This window comes from Sphingobium sp. LB126, from assembly GCF_002795205.1.
In the GTDB taxonomy this organism is placed as follows: Bacteria; Pseudomonadota; Alphaproteobacteria; order Sphingomonadales; family Sphingomonadaceae; genus Sphingobium; species Sphingobium chungbukense.
Genome location: NZ_NETV01000004.1, coordinates 151,787 through 170,010 on the forward strand (window position 1 = coordinate 151,787; position 18,224 = coordinate 170,010).

Consider the following 18,224-nt stretch of genomic DNA (forward strand, 5'->3'; position numbering starts at 1 on the left):
CCCTCACGCGAAGTCGAGAATTTTCGATAATCTTTCACGCGCACGCCGGAGCCGCGTCTCCACGGCCTTTCCGCTGATCCCCAGCGCGGCGGCGGTTTCCGCCTGGGACAAGCCCTCCACGGTCCGCAGCAAAAGCGTCTCCTTGAGCGTGGCCGGCAGCTCGGACACCGCGCGCGAAAGCCGCGCAAGCTCTGCGCGATCGAAGGTGATGGCGTCGGCACCCGGCGCCTCGTCCCGCTCACTCTCCATGGTGTCGGGCGGCAGCGAAGAGGCGAACGATAGTATCTGGCGTATGCGCCGCCGCCTGTGCCAGTCGCGGCTCTTGTTGATCGCCACGCGGGTCAGCCACGCAGCGAGCGGCCGATCTCCGTCATACTTTCGCAAGTTCTGAAAGGCGGCCACGAAGCATTCCTGAGTGAGGTCAAGCGCCTCTTCGGCGTCGCCGATATGCGAGCGGATCAGGCGGTAGACCGGTCTTTGGTGCCGCCGCATGATCTCAGCGAACGCAGCCTGACGTCCGGCGAGCGTCAAGGCGGCGAGTTCGCCGTCCGTGCAGGCCGCGAGATCAAGGCTCACCGCGCGTCTGCGGTCAGCGCCTTCACCACCGCGCGGTCAAACGTCCTCGCCTGGTCGGGCCGCAGGATCTGCCGCATCGCGAACATATGGTTCAACGTCTCCTTCTGGAGCTCACCCATCGCGCCGTGCGAACGATCGACGGCGGCCGCGACCTGCGGCCCGTTACCATGTTCGGCCTCGATGGCGGCGGCGAGCCGGGCGTTGTCGGCTCTGAGTTCCAGCTCCAAGGCACGCCTTCGAACGGTGAAGTGAGACTCCAGCATCTGGAGCTTGGTCTGTTGAGCTTCGTCCAGCTCGAGCCCGTCGTGGAGCAAGCTGTGAAGCTCAACGCCCGGGCTTGGCGGGGAGGGGAATAACTCACGTCCAGCCCACACGCCTGCGACCGCCGCCACGAACGCGACGATGGCGATCAGCATCGTCCTCCGGGCGCCGCTCGTCACTGGAACGCGAGTAAGGTCGAAGGCGCTAGCGGCATGGCAGGCCCGAAGGGTGTTAGCGTCGGCACCTGCGCAGTCGTCGCTGCGGACGACAATCCGCCGCCCACCACTCCCAAGGCGACTGCGCCTAGCGCTGCCAGCATGCCGGATCGCAGCGTAACTCCGCCGCCCGCGCGCCGCTCCGCCGCGATCAACCGCATGACATCGCCTTCCAGTTCAGCAAGCCGTGGATGAAGCGGTTGCTCGGCAAGGCGGCGCAACGCGCTGTCTAAATTCATGTCCATGTTCATTCCTCCGCCGTCCTCACATCCATTACGCACGGCCGGTGAACACCCCTCGAGTCCGAAGCGAGCGAATGTCACACACCCCCCGGACGCGGCTGCGCACTCTTCCATTGCGTCCAATCGCTCGCAGCTCGCTAGACAGGCCGGGCACACGCGTCCCGCTGTTCGAATTCCCTGTTTTATGGGAGGTCAAAATCGGTCGGATGACACGCAGACCGGCAATCGATGCGGTTCCGCGGCCTCGCCGTCGCAGAACCCCCGTTCAGAACGATGAGGGCGGCCCAATCGGGCGGCCACGCCTTGATATCAACCCACCCCCAAGGCCGGCCTGAGGCCAGTGAACGGGCTGGGGCGACGGCGCGATGTTTGCTATTTCCGATGACGTTAGCGTTCAAATTGCGCGGGCACGGATGAGCGCGTCACCGAGTCGAGCCTGGTAGCTCGTTGAGGGGACGGCACTTACCCTGCGAAAAGCGCCCGAGCAATCCTTGACGCCCCACATTTCAAATGCCCTGACCGCCGTCTTTTCCTCCAGCTGGAGCTAGAGTTCGGCCTGACGGTGAGGGTCGCGTCGTTCGTCTTTCCCGGCGTTCTGGCGGCATTCGCCGTCGTGCTCAGCCTGGGTTTGTCCCGAAGACTCTGGAAAGCCCGTCCGGTGCCCGCCACCGGATCAGGTACATAAGCCGGACCGCGGAGCCGACTTTAAGCCCGCAGGACAGCGAGAGGGAAACGGCTTAGGATATGGGGGAAAGGGGCAAAAGGGTGCCGCGGACGGCTCCGCGCGCCTGGTAAGCTTCGACTTCCGAGCTGAGACGAGTTCCCGGCGTAAGGTGCTTCCGTCCCGTCTTCACGCGAGCTGCCGAGACTATTCAAACCCGGTTCAGCACGTTCGGCGCACACATCTCTCCAGCCCGATCGGCCACTCGCGGTACGACGAGCGTAGTTGTGGAGAAGGAACATGTTCAAGCTCGCGATCGCCGGATTGGCACTCATCGTAGCCGCACCGGCCCTCGCCGAACCGCCGGCCCATGCCGGCCAATCCAACGGCCATGGGTATCAGAACCAGAGCTACTACAGCCAAGGCTATGGCTATGTTGAACCGCAGGGTCACGGCCGAAGTTACGGCTCTTACCAAGGCCAAGGGCATAGCAGTTACGGTAACGGTTATTCCAATTACGGCAACTGATCTGCCCCCCGCTGAGTGGCCCAGAGACTATGATAGTTTGGACCACGAAAGGGACGATGAATGCCGAGCAAGAAGCACAAGCCGGAAGAAATTATCGGCAAGCTGCGTGAAGTTGAGATTGTTCTGGCGCAGGGAGCCTCGACAGCAGAGGCGTGCCGCCGGATCGCAGTCAGCGAGCAGACATACTATCGCTGGCGCAAGGAATATGGTGGCCTGAAGACCGACCAGGCGAGGCGGATGAAGGATCTGGAGAAAGAGAACCAGCGGCTACGCCGGGCGATTTCGGATCTGACGTTGGACAAGCTGATCTTGCAGGAAGCTGCCAAGGGAAACTTCTGAGCCCCGCGCGGCGGCGGCGCTGCATCGATCAGTTGGGACGAGATTTGCCGATCCGGGTGTCCGAGCGACGGATATGCCGGGTGCTGGGGCAGCATCGATCGACACAGCGCAAGGTGCCGCGTGGGGCAGATGACGAACAGGCGCTCACGGAGGACATCGTCGCGCTGGCGAAGCAATATGGCCGCTATGGCTACCGCCGAGTGACGGCGTTGCTATGCCATGCGGGGTGGACGGTGAACCACAAACGGGTCGAGCGGATATGGCGACGCGAAGGACTGAAGGTCCCGCTGCGTCAGCCCAAACGGGGACGCCTGTGGCTCAACGACGGATCATGTATCCGCTTGCGGCCTGAGTATCCCGGGCATGTGTGGGCCTACGACTTCGTCGAAGGGCGCACGCACGATGGCCGCAAGTTCCGGATTCTGACGATCATCGACGAGGCCAGCAGGGAATGCCTGGCACTCATCGTTGCCCGGCAGCTCAAACACGAGGATGTGCTGGCGGCGCTGGCTGACCTGTTCATCTCGCGTGGGCCACCAGCGCATATACGATCCGATAATGGTAGCGAGTTTATCGCGACCGCCGTCCAGAAATGGTTGGGGCAGATCGGCGTGAAGACGCTCTATATCACCCCGGGATCACCATGGGAGAATGGCTATAACGAAAGCTTCAATGGGTCGCTTCGCGACGAACTGCTCAACGGCGAGATCTTCTACAGCCTCGCTGAGGCCAAGGTGCTGATCGAGGCATGGCGGCGGCATTACAACACCGTTCGCCCTCACAGCAGCCTGGGCTACCGACCGCCGGCACCGGAAACGGCGACACCGCCATATCCGGCCTCCGGTTCCGCTTCGCTCCACCTCCGTCCGGATATGGCGGCGATGGGCTTAATCCACTAACAAACCAATCGGGCCACTCGGTGGGGGCAGATCAATCCCTGCTCTGGTCACGTCGATCGATGTCGTGCCACCGAGATTGATCGAGAGCTCCGGCAGCTTCGCGCGCAACGTGGCCTGCAACGCGGTCCTCTTCTTTCGGTCAGGATCCCACGCTTCCTTTTCCTTCAGCGGCGCTGCCTGCCCCAGGCCCGAAAAGGTGATCTGGCTGCCCCGGTCCTCGATCCGTTCGCCCCAGATACGTTCGTCGGCGAGACCGGCATCGGTCAGCGCCTGATCGAAGGCCGTGCGGATCTTCGCCTTCTCCGCGTCGTCGAACAGTTCGGCATAGACCGCGCGCCAAGCGCCATTGATGAACCGATAGAGTTTCGTGCCTGTGGTCGGCATCAACCAGAGACGGTCGAGCGCGACGCCGGCAGGAAGGCGCGAGGCGATCTGCTTTTCGAACTGCGGCCAGTCCCCGCCCGAGATCACCGCCACATCCGTGATGGCGAGCAATCGGGCGAGGATTGCGGCCATATCCTCCGATAACGGCCGCTTGCTCTCGGCAAGCGTGCCGTCGAGGTCGAAGGCGATCAGCCACTTCATGCCGCCTTCCCTGCCGGATCGCGGTAGGCGAGCAGCCTGAGCGCATTGATGACGACGAGCAGCGTCGATCCCTCATGAACCGCCACCGCTGGCCCAATGCCGAGGCCGAGGATGGTAGCAGGCACCAGGAAGGCGACGACACCCAGGCTGACGAAGACGTTCTGCCGGATGATTCCACGGGTATGGCGGCTAAGACCGACTGCGAATGGCAGGTGCGCCAGATCGTCGGCCATCAGCGCCACGTCGGCTGTCTCCAGCGCAACGTCCGACCCCGCCGCGCCCATCGCGATGCCGACCGTGGCGCTTGCCATCGCCGGCGCATCGTTCACGCCGTCGCCCACCATCGCGACCTTGTCTTCGCCGGCGAGCTTCTTGATCGCGGCAACCTTGTCTTCGGGCATGAGGTCGCCCCACGCTTCGTCGATCCCGACTTCGTCGGCGATCGCTTCGGCGACTTTCTGGTGATCGCCGGAGATCATTATCATCCGCGACACGCCCATCTCGTGCAGCCGACGCAACGCGGTCTTGGCAGCTTCGCGAGGCGTGTCCATCAGGCCGATCGCGCCCAGGTCGCGGTCCCCCTTGCGGACCACCATTGTCGTGCGGCCGTTCTCGCGCAGCTTCGCGATTGCGTCCTGCGCGCCCTGCCCCAGCGCCGGAATGCCCTCACTTCCGAACATCTCGGCCTTGCCGATCCACACCGTCTCGCCATCCACGCTCGCGGTGACGCCCCGACCGGTCAGGCTCTTGAGGTCGCCGGCAGTCGGCACGGCACGATCGTTCAGACGTTCGCGGCCGTCCTTGACGATCGCTTGGGCCAGGGGATGGTCGCTCAACGCTTCGACGGCGACAGCCAGCGCCAGCAACTCGCCTTCATCGGCGCCATCGACGGGCACGACATCAGTGATGCGCGGACGACCTTCGGTCAGCGTGCCCGTCTTGTCGAAAGCGATCGCTTTGAGCGACCCGAGGTTTTCGAGCGGTGCACCGCCCTTCACGAGCACGCCGCCCCGCGCTGCACGGGCAACGCCCGACAGGACCGCGCTCGGCGTTGCGATCGCGAGCGCGCACGGGCTTGCCGCCACCAGCACCGCCATCGCGCGATAGAAGCTGTCGCGGAACGGCTCGTCGACGACCACCCATGCGAACAGCAGGAGCACTGACAGGACCAGGACGGCGGGCACGAAGATCCGTTCGAACCGGTCGGTGAAGCGCTGCGTCGGCGACTTCTGCGTCTCCGCTTCGCTCACCATCTTCACGACCTTGGCAAGCGCGCTTTCATTGGAACGGCGTGTCACCTCGATCTCGATCGCGCCGCCGCCGTTGATCGTACCAGCAAAAACCCGGCTTTCCGCGTCGACTGCATCGGGCTTGGCGCGTGCCGCTGCGGCATCTGCGACCGGCACCTTGTCGACCGGGATGCTTTCACCCGTGACCGGGGCCTGGTTGATCGCGCTGGTGCCCTTGATGACGAAGCCGTCGGCAGGCAGGCGCTCGTTCGGGCGGACGATGGCAATGTCCCCGACGACCATCTGCTCGACCGGGATTTCGCTGGTCTGCCCGCCGCGTCGCACGGTCGCGGTTTCGGGCGCGAGCTTCGCCAGCGCCTCGATCGCCTTCTTGGCGCGGCCCATTGCATAATGCTCAAGCGCATGGCCGAGGCTGAACAGGAACAGCAGCAGCGCACCTTCGGCCCATGCGCCCAGCGCAGCGGCGCCGGCCGCAGCAACCAACATCAGCGTGTCGATCTCGAACTTCTTCATCCGGAGGTTGTCGATCGCCTCGCGCAGCGTGAAGAATCCGCCGAAGAAATAGGCTGCGATATAGCAGGCGGTCGGCAGCCATTCGGGCGCGCCAGCGACCAGCCTCTCGATCGCGTAGCCGATCCCCAGCAGCGCGCCACAGGCGAGCGCGAAGATCAGCTCGGTATTGGGGCCGAGAAATTCGGCGTGGCTATGGTCGTGGCCATCGCCGGGGCCGTGCTTCTCTTCGCCCGCGCCGTGGCCCCCGGGGCCGTGGTCGTGGCCGGCATGTTCATCGGCAGCGACCCGCTTGCCCACCCTCACCTTCAGCTTGCGAAGCGCAGCGCGCACCTCCTCTTCGGTGGTTTCGCGGCGATCATATTCGACCCGGACAGACCCGCTGGTGCTGGCGCTTGCCTGGACCACGCCGGGCAAGGCGCACAGCGCATCGCTGACCGTGCGCGCCCGACGTTCGTGGTTGATCCCCGTCACCTGCCAGATCGCATGGCCGTAGCGCTCGGTGATTTCGGCACCTGCGGCGCGCACCATTTCGCGCAACCGTGGCAGCGGCAGCTTGGCGGCATCGAAATGGATGCACAGCGCCGCTGGCGTGTTGCCGTCGAGACAGATCACATGCGCCCGCTCGACACCTTCGCGCTTTGACAGGGTTGATACGAGACGGTCCAGGCAGGCATCGGCCGCGTCAGGAAGGTCCGGCAACAACACTGGAATGTCGAGTTCGAGCTTGTCGTTCATGACGACCTCCTTTCGCTTTTCTTGGTTTCGGCGCGCGCGTCGCGCAGGATTTCGACACCGCCCTTGATGGCGATGATGGCGGTGGCGAAGCCGACCAGCAGGTCCGGCCAATTGGTACCCAACCACAGCACCAGCACGCCGGCGATCAGGATGCCGCCGTTGGAAATGAAGTCGTTGAAGCTGAAGGTGGTTGCGGCCCGGAGATTGACGTCCGGATCCTTGAGGCGCTGGAGCAGCCGCAGGCAGAGGTAATTCACGACGCCGGCGATCGCGGACATGACCATCATGGTAGGTCCGATGGGCTCGCTGCCCTGCACGTAGCGCCGTCCGACATCGATCAAGATGCCGCCCGCGAAGATCAGCAGCATGACGCCCGAAGCGACCGCGGCGCGTGTCTTCCATGTCTGGCCCCGGGTGAGCGCCACAAGGCTCAGCGCATACACAGCCGTATCGGACAGGTTGTCGACGCCGTTGGCGATCAGCGCGCTCGAGTCCGCGAAGAAGCCGGAAACGAAGAAGCCCGCAGCGATCGCCGCGTTCAGCAGCAGGACGATCCACAGTGTGCGGCGCTCCTGCCCGCCATTGTTGTCGTTGCCCGGGATCATCCCATCATCTCCTCAAGTGTCAGCAGGGCCAGGAAGCCGACGAAAAACATCGAGCTGATGAGCGGGGTGTCGGGTTTCTCGTGCGCCTCGACCAGCAACTCCTCCGTGACGAGGTAGAGCAGCGCCATCAGCCCGAAGCTGAGGAAGCCGGCGATCATCACCGGCGACAGCGCGGCGACCGGCACGGCAGCGAGCGCGCCGATCGGCAGCAGCAGGGCCAATGCCGAGACGATCACGATGATGCGCAAGCGCGAGCGATAGGTTTCCGCCAGCTCGTCGGTCAGCGTCAGTCCCAGAAATAACACTTCCAGAGTGAGCGCGATCGTCAGCAGGAGACCTGCCTTCTCGCCCGCCACGAAAGCGAGGCCGAGCACCAGGCCGTCGACCAGAATGTCGATGCCGATCGCGGCGAGTAGCGCCATCGGCCCCTTGAAGCGGGCCTCAAGAGCCTTGAGCCCCAGCATGGTCGCGACGCCCGCCGCCCCGCCGATCAACGTCGCGCTGGGCGATGCCTCATGCTTGACCTGCGGCAGGATTTCGGTCGCTGCCGCCGCGAACACGACGCCGGCAGCGAGATGCTGTAGGCCCGCCACGAGGCCAGGTTTCAACTTGGTGCGGCTCGCGACAATCGCGCCGAGCACGACCGCCAGCACAGGCGCAAGCGTATAGAGCAGTGCCTGCATTTCCTAGGACTCCTCCGGGGTTCGGTGGCAGACGCGGATCTTCCCGCGTCGCGTGAACGCGATCGATCCGCCCGCCACGACAGCCCGCGAATGGTCGCCGCGAAACTCGTCACCGGTTCGCTGCGCGCGCAGGATCTCGGTCCTGCCCTTCGGCAGCCAGGTGACGGCCATTTTCAAGCCGTCATCGATGAAGTCGACATCGGCGCGTGTGCCGTCGTCGCAGTACATGATGCGCTGCGCGATTAGTTTCGACGTCAGATGCTTTTCATGCGCCGGCTCGGTAGGCTGGGTCGGCGCTGGATTACACGCCCCTATAACCGCCCCGGAGACGAGAACGACGCCGAGGCGCGCGATCGCCAGACCGGCCCGATTCAGGCCGCACAAGGTTGTCACATTTGAAATCGACGTGTCAGACATCGGTCTCTTCCGACGAAGCGCCCTGTGGCGTTCGAAGGCAGGGCAGTTCATCGCGTGCCTTCCTGCTCGCAGATCCGGGTACGGCCATCGCCTTCCACGATGGTGAGCTGCGACCCCTTGAAGGTCGCGGTGGCTGTTTCGCCGACATATTGCAGGCCCTGCGCTGGCGCGGTCAGCATCATCGGCGGTCCCCCGTTGGAGCGCCGCAAATCGATCTGCAGGCCGTTGTCCTTGTAATCGACGAACAGCGGTTCCCCGTCGGAACAGCGATATCTATGCCGCCCCATTTCCCCGGTCGCCACGGCGCTGTCGGACGAATGGATCTGCTGCTCCGTTGGCGGGGCTGGCGGCTTTCTTTCCGAGCACGCCGCGAGCCCGACAACGAGGATGACGGCGGGCAGCACCCGCTTACAGTGCATCATCATCGCGCCTTCCTCCTGTAGCGGAAGGGGACGCGCTGACGATTGATAGCCCGGGCAGGCTGACCTACCCGCCAGCGGAGATAGGTTGCGAGGCGATCGTCAGATTCGACCATCAGGGATCGCAGGCGGCGCAACATCATCGCCGCGAACGGCAGGGAGAGCGCCCCGCGCAGCGTGCAGCTATGCGTTAGCCTGGTGCCGCCATCGTCCCCCGCCAGCTCGTACCGCTCTTCGAGCGTGAACAGATAGGGGATGCCGCAGGACCAAGCGAAGGCGTGCGGTTTATCGAATCGATCAATCCGTGCTGGCGTCCGAATTGGCCGGGTGATGCCCTGGATCGCAAAGGTGCATTCTGTGTCGCCGAGCCGGGACGGATCATCGAGAAATACGAGCGGACTCCACGCCCGGCGATGATCCGGATCGGTGAGTGCCGACCAGATGCGCAGTGGCCCGCCGTGAAGCATCGAGCTGGTTATGGTGCGAGGCATATCCCCATCTCCCAGAGATGGGCGGGGCGATCGCGGATCGCCCCGCCCATCCATCAGGCCAAGTTGTTCACGAAGGTCTGACCGTGGTCGTCCCCTTCATGCTCCTCATTGTAGTGCTCGGGTTTCTCGATCACTTTCTGCCCGAACCGGGCATAGAGTGTCGGCAGCACGAACAGCGTAAGAAGCGTCGCCGAGATCAGACCGCCGATGACGACCGTCGCCAAAGGCTTTTGAACCTCTGCGCCGGCGCCTTCGCCCAGCGCCATCGGCACGAAGCCGAGGCTGGCGACTAGCGCGGTCATGATGACGGGTCGCAGACGCTGCATCGCGCCAACATGCGCGGCTTCCTCGCGGCTCATCCCTGATCGGATCAGATCTTGGATCGAGCTGACCATGACGAGGCCGTTGAGGACCGCGATGCCCGAGAGGGCGATGAAGCCCACTGCCGCCGAGATCGAGAAGTCCATGCCCCGCAGGAACAGCAACAGGACGCCGCCCACCAGCGCGAAAGGCACGCCGGTGAACACGATCGCGGCGTCGCGGACCGATCCCAACGCCCCGTAGAGGAGCAGCAGGATCAAGATGAAGCAAGCCGGAATGACCAGCTTCAGCCGTTCGCTTGCCGATTGGAGGTTCTCGAACTGGCCGCCCCATTCGAGATAGGTGCCGGCAGGCAGCCGGAGTTGGCTGCCGATCGCCGCCTGCGCATCCGCCACGACGGATCCGACGTCGCGGCCACGCACGTTGGCTTGCACCACCACGCGCCGCTTGCCGTTCTCGCGGCTGATCTGGTTCGGACCATCGACCACCTTGATCTCGGCGACGCTGGACAGCGGTACATAGCCGCCGCCTGCCACCGGCACCTGCACCTGTTGGAGCAGGCCGATGTCGGCACGCTGCGCCTCCGACAGGCGGATCACCACGGGGAAGCGACGGTCGCCCTCGAAGATCTGGCCCGATGTTCGCCCGCCGATCGTCGCAGTCACGGTGTCCTGCACATCCTGAGCCGTAACGCCCAACCGCGCCATCGCGTCGCGGTTGACGCGAATGTCGAGCATGGGAAGACCGGTCGTCTGCTCCACCTTCACGTCCGCTGCGCCTTGCGTTCTGCGCAGCACCGCCGCGATTTGCTCGGCCGTCCGGTTCATCTGGTTGAAGTCGTCCCCGAACACCTTCACCGCGATGTCGCCGCGCACGCCGGCGATCAGCTCGTTGAAGCGCATCTGGATGGGCTGGGTGATCTCGTAGGCATTTCCCGGAATCTTCGCGAGATTACCCTCGATCCGGCTGACCAGCTCCTCCTTGGGAAGCTCAGGATCCGGCCAATCCTTGCGCGGCTTCAGGATGACGAACATGTCGGTCGCGTTCGGCGGCATCGGGTCGGCCGCCAGCTCGGCGGTGCCCGTCTTGGAATAGACGAATTGCACCTCCGGCTGCTTCGACATCATCCGCTCGATCGGCACCTGCATCGCCTGGCTCTGCTGGACCGACGTTGCCGGAATGCGGAGCGACTGGATCAGCAAATCGCCTTCGTCGAGCTGCGGCAGGAACACCGAGCCGAGCGTAGTGAAAGCAAGCGCCGCCACCACAAGGCTTCCCACACCCGCACCGATCGTCAGCGTCGGGCGCTTCATGGCCCGGTCGAGACCGGGTTCGTAGCGCTTCTTCAGCCACGTGATGATGCGGCCGTCCTTCTCCTCGACCTTCTTCGACAGCCAGATCGCAATCATCGCCGGCACGAAGGTGAGAGAAAGGATGAAGGCGAAGGCGAGCGCGATGATGACGGTCAGCGCCATCGGTCCGAACGTTTTACCCTCCACGCCGGTCAGCGTGAGCAGCGGTACGTAGACGAGGATGATGATTGCCTGCCCGTACACAGAGGGACGGATCATCTCACGCGCAGCGGCTGCCACGGTCGCGAGCCGTTCCTTGACGCTGAGCAATCGGCCTTCATGATGCTGTTGCTCGGCAAGCCGGCGCAGCGCGTTTTCGACAATGATGACGGCGCCGTCGACGATCAGACCGAAGTCCAAAGCCCCAAGGCTCATCAGATTGGCCGAGACCCCAGCGCGCAGCATACCAAAGCCTGTCAGCATCATGGTGATCGGGATGACCAACGCCGCGATCAGGGCCGCACGGAAGTTGCCGAGCAGCAGGAAGAGCACGACGATGACCAGCACCGCGCCTTCGGACAGGTTTTTCGCGACCGTCTTGATCGTCGAATTGACCAGCTCGGTGCGGTTCAGCACCGGCTGAATTACGACGTCAGGAGGCAGCGAAGCGTTGATCGTCTTCAGTTTCTCAGCGACCGCGGTCGACACGATGCGGCTGTTCTCGCCGATCCGCATGATCGCCGTGCCGACGACGACTTCGGTACCGTTCTCCGATGCCGAACCCATGCGGATCGCCTGACCCGTCTTCACAGTCGCAACTTGTTCGACCGTGATCGGCACGCCGTTACGTGTCGCGATCACGGTCCTGGCCAACTCGCTGGCATTGCGAACGAGCGCATCCGAGCGAACAGCCAGACCTTCGCCATTGCGATTGACGAAGCCACCGCCGACGCTGGTGTTATTGCGCTCCAGCGCATTTCCCAGGTCCGTCAGCGTGATGCCGAGCGAGGCCAGCTTCTGCACGTCGGGCACGACGAGGAACTGCTTGGCGTAACCGCCAATCGAGTCGACACCGGCGAGGCCCGGTGTGGTCTTCAGAAGCGGCGTCACGATCCAGTCCTGCGCGGTGCGCAGGTAGGTCGCCTTGTCCTCTTCGGTCGTCAGTCGCTCGCCCTCTGGCGTGATGTAGCTGCCATCGGGCTGTTGGCCCGGTTCACCGGGCTTGTGCTTGTCGTCCTCGCGATGATCGAGACGAACGGTGTACATGTACACCTCGCCCAGGCCTGTCGCGATCGGACCCATTTCAGGGTTCACGCCGTCGGGCAGATTCTCTTGCACGCCCCGCAGACGCTCGCCCACCTGCTGGCGGGCGAAATAGATGTCCGTCGCGTCCGAAAAGACCGCCGTGATCTGCGCGAAGCCGTTGCGGCTCAACGAGCGCGTATATTCCAGGCCGGGGGTGCCGGCGAGCGCGGTTTCGATTGGAAACGACACCTGCTTCTCGACCAGCTCGGGCGAGAGGGCAGGCGCGCGGACGTTGATCTGGACCTGATTGTTGGTGATGTCCGGCACCGCGTCGATCGGTAGCCGGTAGAGGGAAAAGGCGCCGATGGCGGCGACGATGACGGTGAGGAGCAGGACTAGCCAGCGCTTCTCGACCGCCCAGGTTACGATACGGGCGATCATGGCTTAATCCTCGTGGCTCGCTTCGCCCTTGCCGATCTCGGCCTTGAGCGTGAAACTTCCGGTGGTGGCGATCTGTTCGTTGCCGGTCAGGCCCGACCGGACGATCACCGTGTCGCCCGACGCATCGCCGAGCTGGACCGGGGTCGCCTTGAAGCCGGTGGGCGTGCGCACGAACACGACCGACTTGCCCTCGAAACTCTGGACCGCCGTCGTCGGCACGCGGACCGCCCCGCTCCCGCCGCTGCCCGTGAGCTGCACGGCTGCCGTCACAGGCTCGCCGACCCGCCATTCGCCACCGCGATTGTCGAGGGTGGCGAGCGCAGGCACGAGCCGCGTCTGCGGATCAAGCGCCGGCGACACGAAGGTCACGCGGGCGGTCGCCTGACGGCCTGCCGCCTTCACCAGCACCGTATTGCCGGGACGCACCCGGCCCGCATCCTCGGGCTTGAGATTAAGCGCGATCGACACCTGGCTCAGGTTGGCGATGCGATAGAGTTCGGCATCCGCCGCGACCGTTTGTCCCAGCGTCACGGGGCGCGCAATGATCTGGCCCGAGATCGGCGCGGCAATGCCGAGCCGGTTGAGCCCGCCGCCGCCGACACCCGCCGCCGAAACCATGCTCTGCGCCTGCGTCAGGGCGATCCGCGCCTCCGTCGCCGCTGTGCGGGCGGCGATCAGATCCTGTTCAGGGGAGACTCTCTGCGCGAACAGCCGCTGTTCGCGCGCGAGGTTCGAATTAGCGAGCTGAAGCCGCGCCCGCGCCGCCTCGACCTCGCCCTTGATCTGCGCCGCCTCGCGGCTTTCGATGACCGCAATGGTCTGGCCGCGTCCGACCGATTGGCCGAGGTTACGGGTGAGCGCGACCACGCGTCCCGCAATTGCGGCCGAGACGACCTGCGTTCCCTGTGGGTCGCCCTCGATGATCGCGGGCAGCTCGATCGTCCCGGCCCCGCCGATGATCGGCCGTCCGACCTGGACGCCCGCTGTGGCGATCTGGTCGGCACCCAATGTGACGACGCCTTCACCGGCATGACCGCCTTCAGCACCGCCCTTTTCCGTGCCCGCTGCCGTCTCATTGGCAGCTGCGCCTTCGGCAGTTGCCTCGTTTCCGCCATCCTTGCCGCCGCAGGCAGCCAAGAGCAGGGCGAGCGACGCCGCGCCCGCGAGATAAAAGCTCTTCATCACTGATTCCCCCCATTGGGCGCACGAGCGGTCAGTCGCTCCACTTGCGCGCGGGCATTCTGGTAATTGGCAAGCGCGTCGATCGCGGCGACCCGCGTTTCGGCGAGCGTGCGTTCAGCATCGAGCAATTCGAGCTGGCCGAACTTGCCCTCGCGATAGCCGATCCGCGCGATGCGGGCGGCCTCCTGTGCAGCCGCCAGCGCCGGCCCCGACGCCGCACGAGCCGTCGTTGCGGCATTGGCCGCCTGCGCCTGCGCGTCCGTGATCGCCTGTTCGATGTCGAGCGCGGTCACGCGGCGCTGCGCATCCGCCTGGGTCCGCTGCGCGGTCGCCTGCGCAATCGCGGCGCGACCATTGTTGAACACCGGGATCGGGATCGACACGCTGAACACCGCCGCCATGTCGTTGGTCGCTTCCAGGCGGCGGATCGACGGCCCGACGTTCAGGTCAGGCACGCGATTGGCGCGCGCGAGCCGCACGCCGGCTTCGGCAATGGAGAAATCCGCGTTGGCTGCCGCCAGCGCGAGTGTGCCGGTCGTGTTGACCGGTGCCAACGGCCCATAGACGTTCACATCGGGAAGGCGATCGAGCAGCGTGTCATCGAGCAGGCCGTCGATCGGCCGTCCGATCCGACGCGCCAGATTGGCGCGGGCCGCCTCGGCCAAGCGAAGCTGCCGCTCCACATTGGCGTCGGCATTGATACGCGCGACATCCGCGCGCTGTTGCTCGAGTGGCGATGCCCGCCCTGCCTGCACGCGAACGCTCGCGGCCCGCAGCGCATCGCTGGCGATCCGGGCCTGATCGCGGGCTGTCATTACCCGGCGATCGGCCGCGACCGCTTCGACATAGAGCTGCGTTACCTGAAGCCGGACATCCGCCGCGATGATCGCGGCCTGGATCTCGGCCCGGGACAATTGCGCATTGGCGACCGCGACGCGGGCGCCGCGCTTGCCGCCTAGCTCGATCGGGATCGCAAAGCCGACCGTGGTTTCCGCGCTGCGGACCCCCCGATACGGCCCGGAGCCGATGACATTCTCGACTTGGCCTTGAACCACCGGATTGGGCCGCAAGCCGGCGACTGTGCGACCTGCACGGGCCGCGTCGATTCCAGCTGTCGCCGCTTCCGCAGCAGGGGCCGAACCGCCCGCTGCACTGACCGCTTGGTCAAGCGTGTAGACCGGCGCATCCTGCGCAACAGGCGCGGACGGTCCGACCTGCGCCTGCGCCATCGTGGCGCAAGACGCTGCGGCCAGCATGGCCGCGAGGATACGATTCATGAAAATAGGACTCCTGACGATGATCGACAGGGGCGCGCCAACGCACGCCCAAATCGGACGTCAGGCTTGGGGGGCCTCAAATGGACCATGCCGGTGCGGCCGTCGAGCGACGCAGAGGCGGAGATTGTCGGCTTGGGCACTGTGAGGACGGGGGTATATTCCATCGTCGTGCGCGCAGGCGCGCCGACGTCGTGTCCGTGACAATAATTGTGATGATGCGGGACATTCTTGTCCGAGTCCGATGGCACCTGATCGATGTCACCGGCGGTATGGACCGTGAACTCAACGCCCGCGATGCTTCCCCCCGCCAGATCGGCGGCATGGGCCATGCCGGAGAAGCTGGTCAGGACCAGCATCAGGCATGTCAGGAAAGGCAAAAAGGCTCGCACTAGCTTGCCTCTATCACGGAAGGGTTTTCATGTCATTGCACTAATTCGAACCAAGGGTCACTGAGCCGGAACCCGAGCGGGATCGGTCGCGCCCGTTCCAGGCGAACCCGACCGCAATGGCGACCGCCATCAGGAGTTGCGCCAGCACCGATTGCCAAGTGGGAAACACGCCGAGCATCGACAGCCGTGGCACGTCCGCGAGCGGTGCGATGTTGATAAGGCCGGATTCCTGGAGCGCGGCGACGCCTTTACCCGCCAGCACGACGGTCAGGACCGCCATGAGCCAGGAGCTATAGCGGAAGAACTGCGCGATCGGCAGCTTGCGACTGTAGCGAAGCATGGCCCAAGCGATCAGGCTGAGCAGTCCAATCGCCGACCCGGCCCCCGCGAGAAGCATCCCGTTGTCACCTTGCGCCGAAAGCGCGGCATAGAACAGGATCGTCTCGAAGACCTCGCGATAAACTACGACGAACGCCAGCCCGAACAGGAACCAGCCCGACCCGCCCGAGAGCGCCCGCGACATCTTCTCGCGAATATAGCGCTGCCACTGATCGGCCTGCGCCTTGCCGTGCATCCAAATCCCGACCGAGAGCAGCACGACCGCGGCGAACAGCGAGCCAAACCCTTCCGTCAGCTCCCGGCTCGCACCGCTGATCCCGATCGCATAGGTGGCGACCGCCCAGGTGATCCCGCCCGCGATGATCGCGCTGACCCAGCCGCCATGCACGTACCGCAGCGCCTCGCCGCGCTCGGCTTTACGCAGGAACGCGATCATGGCGACAACGATGAGCAGGGCTTCGAGCCCTTCACGCAGCAGGATCGTGAACGCGCCCAGGAACGTGGACGCTTCGGTGGCGGCATCAGGCGCGAGCGCCGCTTCCGCATCGTCGAAAAGGCCGCCCAGTACTGCGACCTTCTCCGCGAGATCATCGGGCGACGCGCCCCGGTCGATCGAGGCGCGGAACTCCCCCATCGCGCCCTCGATTCGACCCATCAGCGTCGCGTCGCGCGCGGTGAGTGTTGGCTCGATCGGCTCGAACCCATCGAGATAGGCCGACAGCGCCAGCTCTTTCGCCATGCGCGCATCGCCGCGCCGCGCAGCCGCCACGCTTTCGGCGAGTTTGGCGCGGGCGACCGCGAGCGAGCCGGGAGCCTGTTGTATCACCTGTTCGGGATGACGACGCAGGAACGCGAGCACTGGGTCAGCCTTGGCGTCGCCGATCGCCGCGCCGAGCGCGGCCGGGGTGAGCGCGACCAGGGTTTTCAGGTCCGGAATGCGCCGGCGAAGGGTCGGGTCGGATTTCCAAAGCCGCTCGCCTTCGCGCGCCTGCGCATCCGTGAAGGCGAAGCTCCCGGCTCGGAATGCTAACGCCCAGCGCTGATCGTTGGGCAGATCGGCGAAGCTCTGCATCGCGGTCCCGTCGATGCCTTGCGTCACCACCTGATAGAGCGCGAACACGCTGCGCTGGCGCGCGCGCTCGGCATCGGTGAAAGCAATCGGGGGCGTAGCGAGCTTGGCGGCGTCAGGGCCACGGCCGTTGCCCGTCATCCCGTGGCAGGACGCGCAGGATTGTCGGAACAGTGCATCGCTGGAGACGAGGTTCGGAGCCTTATCGGGCGCGAGCGGCACCGGGTAGGCGCGCAACAGATCGGCCGCGAGCCCGTGCGCCAATGTTGCCACCTGTTCAGTCGGTCCCTTTTCCGCGATCACCGCCTGGAGGTTGGCAGCCCGCTGGATGAGGGCTTGACGCTCCGGCTTCGCCGGCAGGCCCTGAAGCCGTGTCGAGACCGACGCGGCGAACTCCGTCATCTCGGCATATTCCGACGTGCTCTTGATCCGACCGTTGGCGACCGCGCCGCCATAATCGACGGCCATATAGTCGAGCAGCCGCCATGCGGTTTGCACGTCGCCGGGTTCGGCGATTGCCGCAGCAGGGATCAGCAGCGCCGCGAGCGCGGAGAGCAGCCGCAACGAGAGCATTGCCCGGATCAACGCGAGCAGACGCACTACCGCTCTCCCAATTCGCGCCGAGCGCCAGTGACGATTTCATAAGCGGAGTGGAGGAACAGGAGGGCGATGAGGCCGGCGACGGCGAGGTCCGGCCAGGCGCTTCCTGTCCACGCCACCAGACCGGCCGCGGCGATCACCGCCACGTTGGCGAGCGCGTCGTTGCGGCTGAACAGCCAGATCGCGCGAACATTGGCGTCCCCTTCCCGGAAACGCGCAAGCACCAAGGCGGACACGACATTGATCGCGAGCGCGACAACGCCGATTGTGCCCATCAGTTCGGCATCGGGCGCGGTTGCGTTCAGGGCGCGCCAAATCGCGAAACCGATTACGCCCACGCCAAGCGCACCGAGAAACAACCCCTGCGTCAGCGCGACCTTTGCCCTCGCCCGTGCGGACCAGGCAAGCGCGAGAAGACCGATAAGGCTGATCGACCCGTCCCCGAGAAAATCGAGGGAATCCGCTTTCAGCGCTTGGCTATCGGCGATGAACCCGCCGAACAGCTCGGCGACTCCGAAGCCGAGGTTGAGCACCACGACGGTCAGCAGCGCACGGCGATAGGCCGGATCGGTTTGCGCGCGCGCGGGCTCCCCGTGGCACCCGCAGCTTTCGGTAGAAGCATTCATGCGGCCTTCCTTACCACCTCCAGT

General features: G+C 65.0%; 16 protein-coding genes and 2 pseudogenes. 2 read left to right on the top strand and 16 right to left on the bottom strand.

The features are described from left to right. Positions 1-3 precede the first annotated feature (3 nt). From CAF53_RS24935 to CAF53_RS24945, 3 genes are read right to left on the bottom strand one after another with little or no spacing between them, the layout of a single operon-like run. Positions 4-576 carry an RNA polymerase sigma factor gene (locus CAF53_RS24935; protein ID WP_004212943.1) on the bottom strand — a complete coding sequence of 191 codons (573 nt, stop codon included), beginning with the start codon at positions 574-576 and terminating at the stop codon, positions 4-6. Continuing rightward, complete coding sequence (locus tag CAF53_RS24940; RefSeq protein ID WP_030541565.1) at positions 573-992, bottom strand: periplasmic heavy metal sensor; 420 nt, start codon at positions 990-992, stop codon at positions 573-575. Before CAF53_RS24940 ends, CAF53_RS24935 begins: the two co-directional genes overlap by 4 nt. 20 nt (positions 993-1,012) lie before the next feature. Next, entirely contained in the window at positions 1,013-1,297 is a 285-nt protein-coding gene (locus CAF53_RS24945; protein WP_030541564.1) for a hypothetical protein, read from the bottom strand. A 958-nt stretch (positions 1,298-2,255) separates the two neighbouring features. On the opposite strand from CAF53_RS24945, the gene CAF53_RS24950 reads away from it, so the two are divergent. Both CAF53_RS24950 and CAF53_RS24955 read left to right on the top strand, forming a co-directional pair. Continuing rightward, a complete protein-coding gene (locus CAF53_RS24950; protein WP_100239939.1) occupies positions 2,256-2,483 on the top strand; it encodes a hypothetical protein in 228 nt (75 codons plus the stop codon). Positions 2,484-2,543: 60 nt separating this feature from the next. Next, positions 2,544-3,721, top strand: a protein-coding gene (locus tag CAF53_RS24955) for an IS3 family transposase (RefSeq protein ID WP_100239940.1) whose coding sequence is annotated in 2 segments (ribosomal slippage) — positions 2,544-2,808 and positions 2,808-3,721 — 1,179 coding nt in all. Because the reading frame shifts where the segments join, the coding sequence is not laid out codon by codon here. Positions 3,722-3,751: 30 nt separating this feature from the next. Here CAF53_RS24955 and CAF53_RS24960 read toward each other — a convergent pair. The 13 genes and pseudogenes from CAF53_RS24960 to CAF53_RS25020 form a co-directional block, all read right to left on the bottom strand. Continuing rightward, positions 3,752-4,306 (bottom strand): annotated as a pseudogene (locus tag CAF53_RS24960) (HAD-IIB family hydrolase); the annotation flags it as partial. Then, positions 4,303-6,804 (bottom strand): heavy metal translocating P-type ATPase, encoded by a 2,502-nt coding sequence (locus tag CAF53_RS24965; RefSeq protein WP_004212886.1) that lies wholly within the window; start codon positions 6,802-6,804, stop codon positions 4,303-4,305. The gene CAF53_RS24965 and the pseudogene CAF53_RS24960, both read right to left, overlap by 4 nt. After that, the gene (locus CAF53_RS24970; protein WP_004212885.1) at positions 6,801-7,409 is read right to left on the bottom strand and encodes a cation transporter; all 609 of its coding nucleotides are present in this window, start codon (positions 7,407-7,409) and stop codon (positions 6,801-6,803) included. The genes CAF53_RS24965 and CAF53_RS24970 overlap by 4 nt, the downstream gene beginning before the upstream one ends. After that, complete coding sequence (locus CAF53_RS24975) at positions 7,406-8,092, bottom strand: hypothetical protein (RefSeq protein WP_004212882.1); 687 nt, start codon at positions 8,090-8,092, stop codon at positions 7,406-7,408. The genes CAF53_RS24970 and CAF53_RS24975 overlap by 4 nt, the downstream gene beginning before the upstream one ends. A 3-nt stretch (positions 8,093-8,095) precedes the next feature. Continuing rightward, positions 8,096-8,509 (bottom strand): hypothetical protein, encoded by a 414-nt coding sequence (locus CAF53_RS24980; protein WP_004212881.1) that lies wholly within the window; start codon positions 8,507-8,509, stop codon positions 8,096-8,098. 47 nt (positions 8,510-8,556) lie between these two features. Beyond that, entirely contained in the window at positions 8,557-8,934 is a 378-nt protein-coding gene (locus CAF53_RS24985; protein WP_009824022.1) for a hypothetical protein, read from the bottom strand. Continuing rightward, the gene (locus tag CAF53_RS24990) at positions 8,931-9,419 is read right to left on the bottom strand and encodes an SRPBCC domain-containing protein (RefSeq protein ID WP_004212879.1); all 489 of its coding nucleotides are present in this window, start codon (positions 9,417-9,419) and stop codon (positions 8,931-8,933) included. The genes CAF53_RS24985 and CAF53_RS24990 overlap by 4 nt, the downstream gene beginning before the upstream one ends. Before the next feature lie 53 nt (positions 9,420-9,472). Next, positions 9,473-12,718, bottom strand: coding sequence for a CusA/CzcA family heavy metal efflux RND transporter (locus tag CAF53_RS24995; protein ID WP_004212878.1), 3,246 nt, complete (start codon positions 12,716-12,718; stop codon positions 9,473-9,475). Between the two features lie 3 nt (positions 12,719-12,721). Next, positions 12,722-13,900, bottom strand: a complete 1,179-nt coding sequence (locus CAF53_RS25000) for an efflux RND transporter periplasmic adaptor subunit (RefSeq protein ID WP_004212877.1) — start codon at positions 13,898-13,900, stop codon at positions 12,722-12,724. Further along, positions 13,900-15,177, bottom strand: a complete 1,278-nt coding sequence (locus CAF53_RS25005; RefSeq protein WP_013039111.1) for a TolC family protein — start codon at positions 15,175-15,177, stop codon at positions 13,900-13,902. The genes CAF53_RS25000 and CAF53_RS25005 overlap by 1 nt, the downstream gene beginning before the upstream one ends. Positions 15,178-15,242: 65 nt before the next feature. Continuing rightward, a pseudogene (locus CAF53_RS29260) lies at positions 15,243-15,533 on the bottom strand (hypothetical protein); the annotation flags it as partial. Positions 15,534-15,606: 73 nt separating this feature from the next. Then, entirely contained in the window at positions 15,607-17,574 is a 1,968-nt protein-coding gene (locus CAF53_RS25015) for a cytochrome c/FTR1 family iron permease (RefSeq protein WP_100239941.1), read from the bottom strand. Then, entirely contained in the window at positions 17,574-18,200 is a 627-nt protein-coding gene (locus CAF53_RS25020; RefSeq protein ID WP_004212870.1) for a cation transporter, read from the bottom strand. Before CAF53_RS25020 ends, CAF53_RS25015 begins: the two co-directional genes overlap by 1 nt. Positions 18,201-18,224 lie beyond the last annotated feature (24 nt).

What these genes read in the sequence shown, in the direction of transcription:
- CAF53_RS24940 (WP_030541565.1), bottom strand. Translation starts at nt 992, where the DNA reads ATGCTGATCGCCATCGTCGCGTTCGTGGCGGCGGTCGCAGGCGTGTGG.
- CAF53_RS24950 (WP_100239939.1), top strand. Translation starts at nt 2,256, where the DNA reads ATGTTCAAGCTCGCGATCGCCGGATTGGCACTCATCGTAGCCGCACCG.
- CAF53_RS25000 (WP_004212877.1), bottom strand. Translation starts at nt 13,900, where the DNA reads ATGAAGAGCTTTTATCTCGCGGGCGCGGCGTCGCTCGCCCTGCTCTTG.
- CAF53_RS24970 (WP_004212885.1), bottom strand. Translation starts at nt 7,409, where the DNA reads ATGATCCCGGGCAACGACAACAATGGCGGGCAGGAGCGCCGCACACTG.
- CAF53_RS24985 (WP_009824022.1), bottom strand. Translation starts at nt 8,934, where the DNA reads ATGATGATGCACTGTAAGCGGGTGCTGCCCGCCGTCATCCTCGTTGTC.
- CAF53_RS24965 (WP_004212886.1), bottom strand. Translation starts at nt 6,804, where the DNA reads ATGAACGACAAGCTCGAACTCGACATTCCAGTGTTGTTGCCGGACCTT.
- CAF53_RS24995 (WP_004212878.1), bottom strand. Translation starts at nt 12,718, where the DNA reads ATGATCGCCCGTATCGTAACCTGGGCGGTCGAGAAGCGCTGGCTAGTC.
- CAF53_RS25005 (WP_013039111.1), bottom strand. Translation starts at nt 15,177, where the DNA reads ATGAATCGTATCCTCGCGGCCATGCTGGCCGCAGCGTCTTGCGCCACG.
- CAF53_RS24945 (WP_030541564.1), bottom strand. Translation starts at nt 1,297, where the DNA reads ATGGACATGAATTTAGACAGCGCGTTGCGCCGCCTTGCCGAGCAACCG.
- CAF53_RS24975 (WP_004212882.1), bottom strand. Translation starts at nt 8,092, where the DNA reads ATGCAGGCACTGCTCTATACGCTTGCGCCTGTGCTGGCGGTCGTGCTC.
- CAF53_RS24980 (WP_004212881.1), bottom strand. Translation starts at nt 8,509, where the DNA reads ATGTCTGACACGTCGATTTCAAATGTGACAACCTTGTGCGGCCTGAAT.
- CAF53_RS24990 (WP_004212879.1), bottom strand. Translation starts at nt 9,419, where the DNA reads ATGCCTCGCACCATAACCAGCTCGATGCTTCACGGCGGGCCACTGCGC.
- CAF53_RS25020 (WP_004212870.1), bottom strand. Translation starts at nt 18,200, where the DNA reads ATGAATGCTTCTACCGAAAGCTGCGGGTGCCACGGGGAGCCCGCGCGC.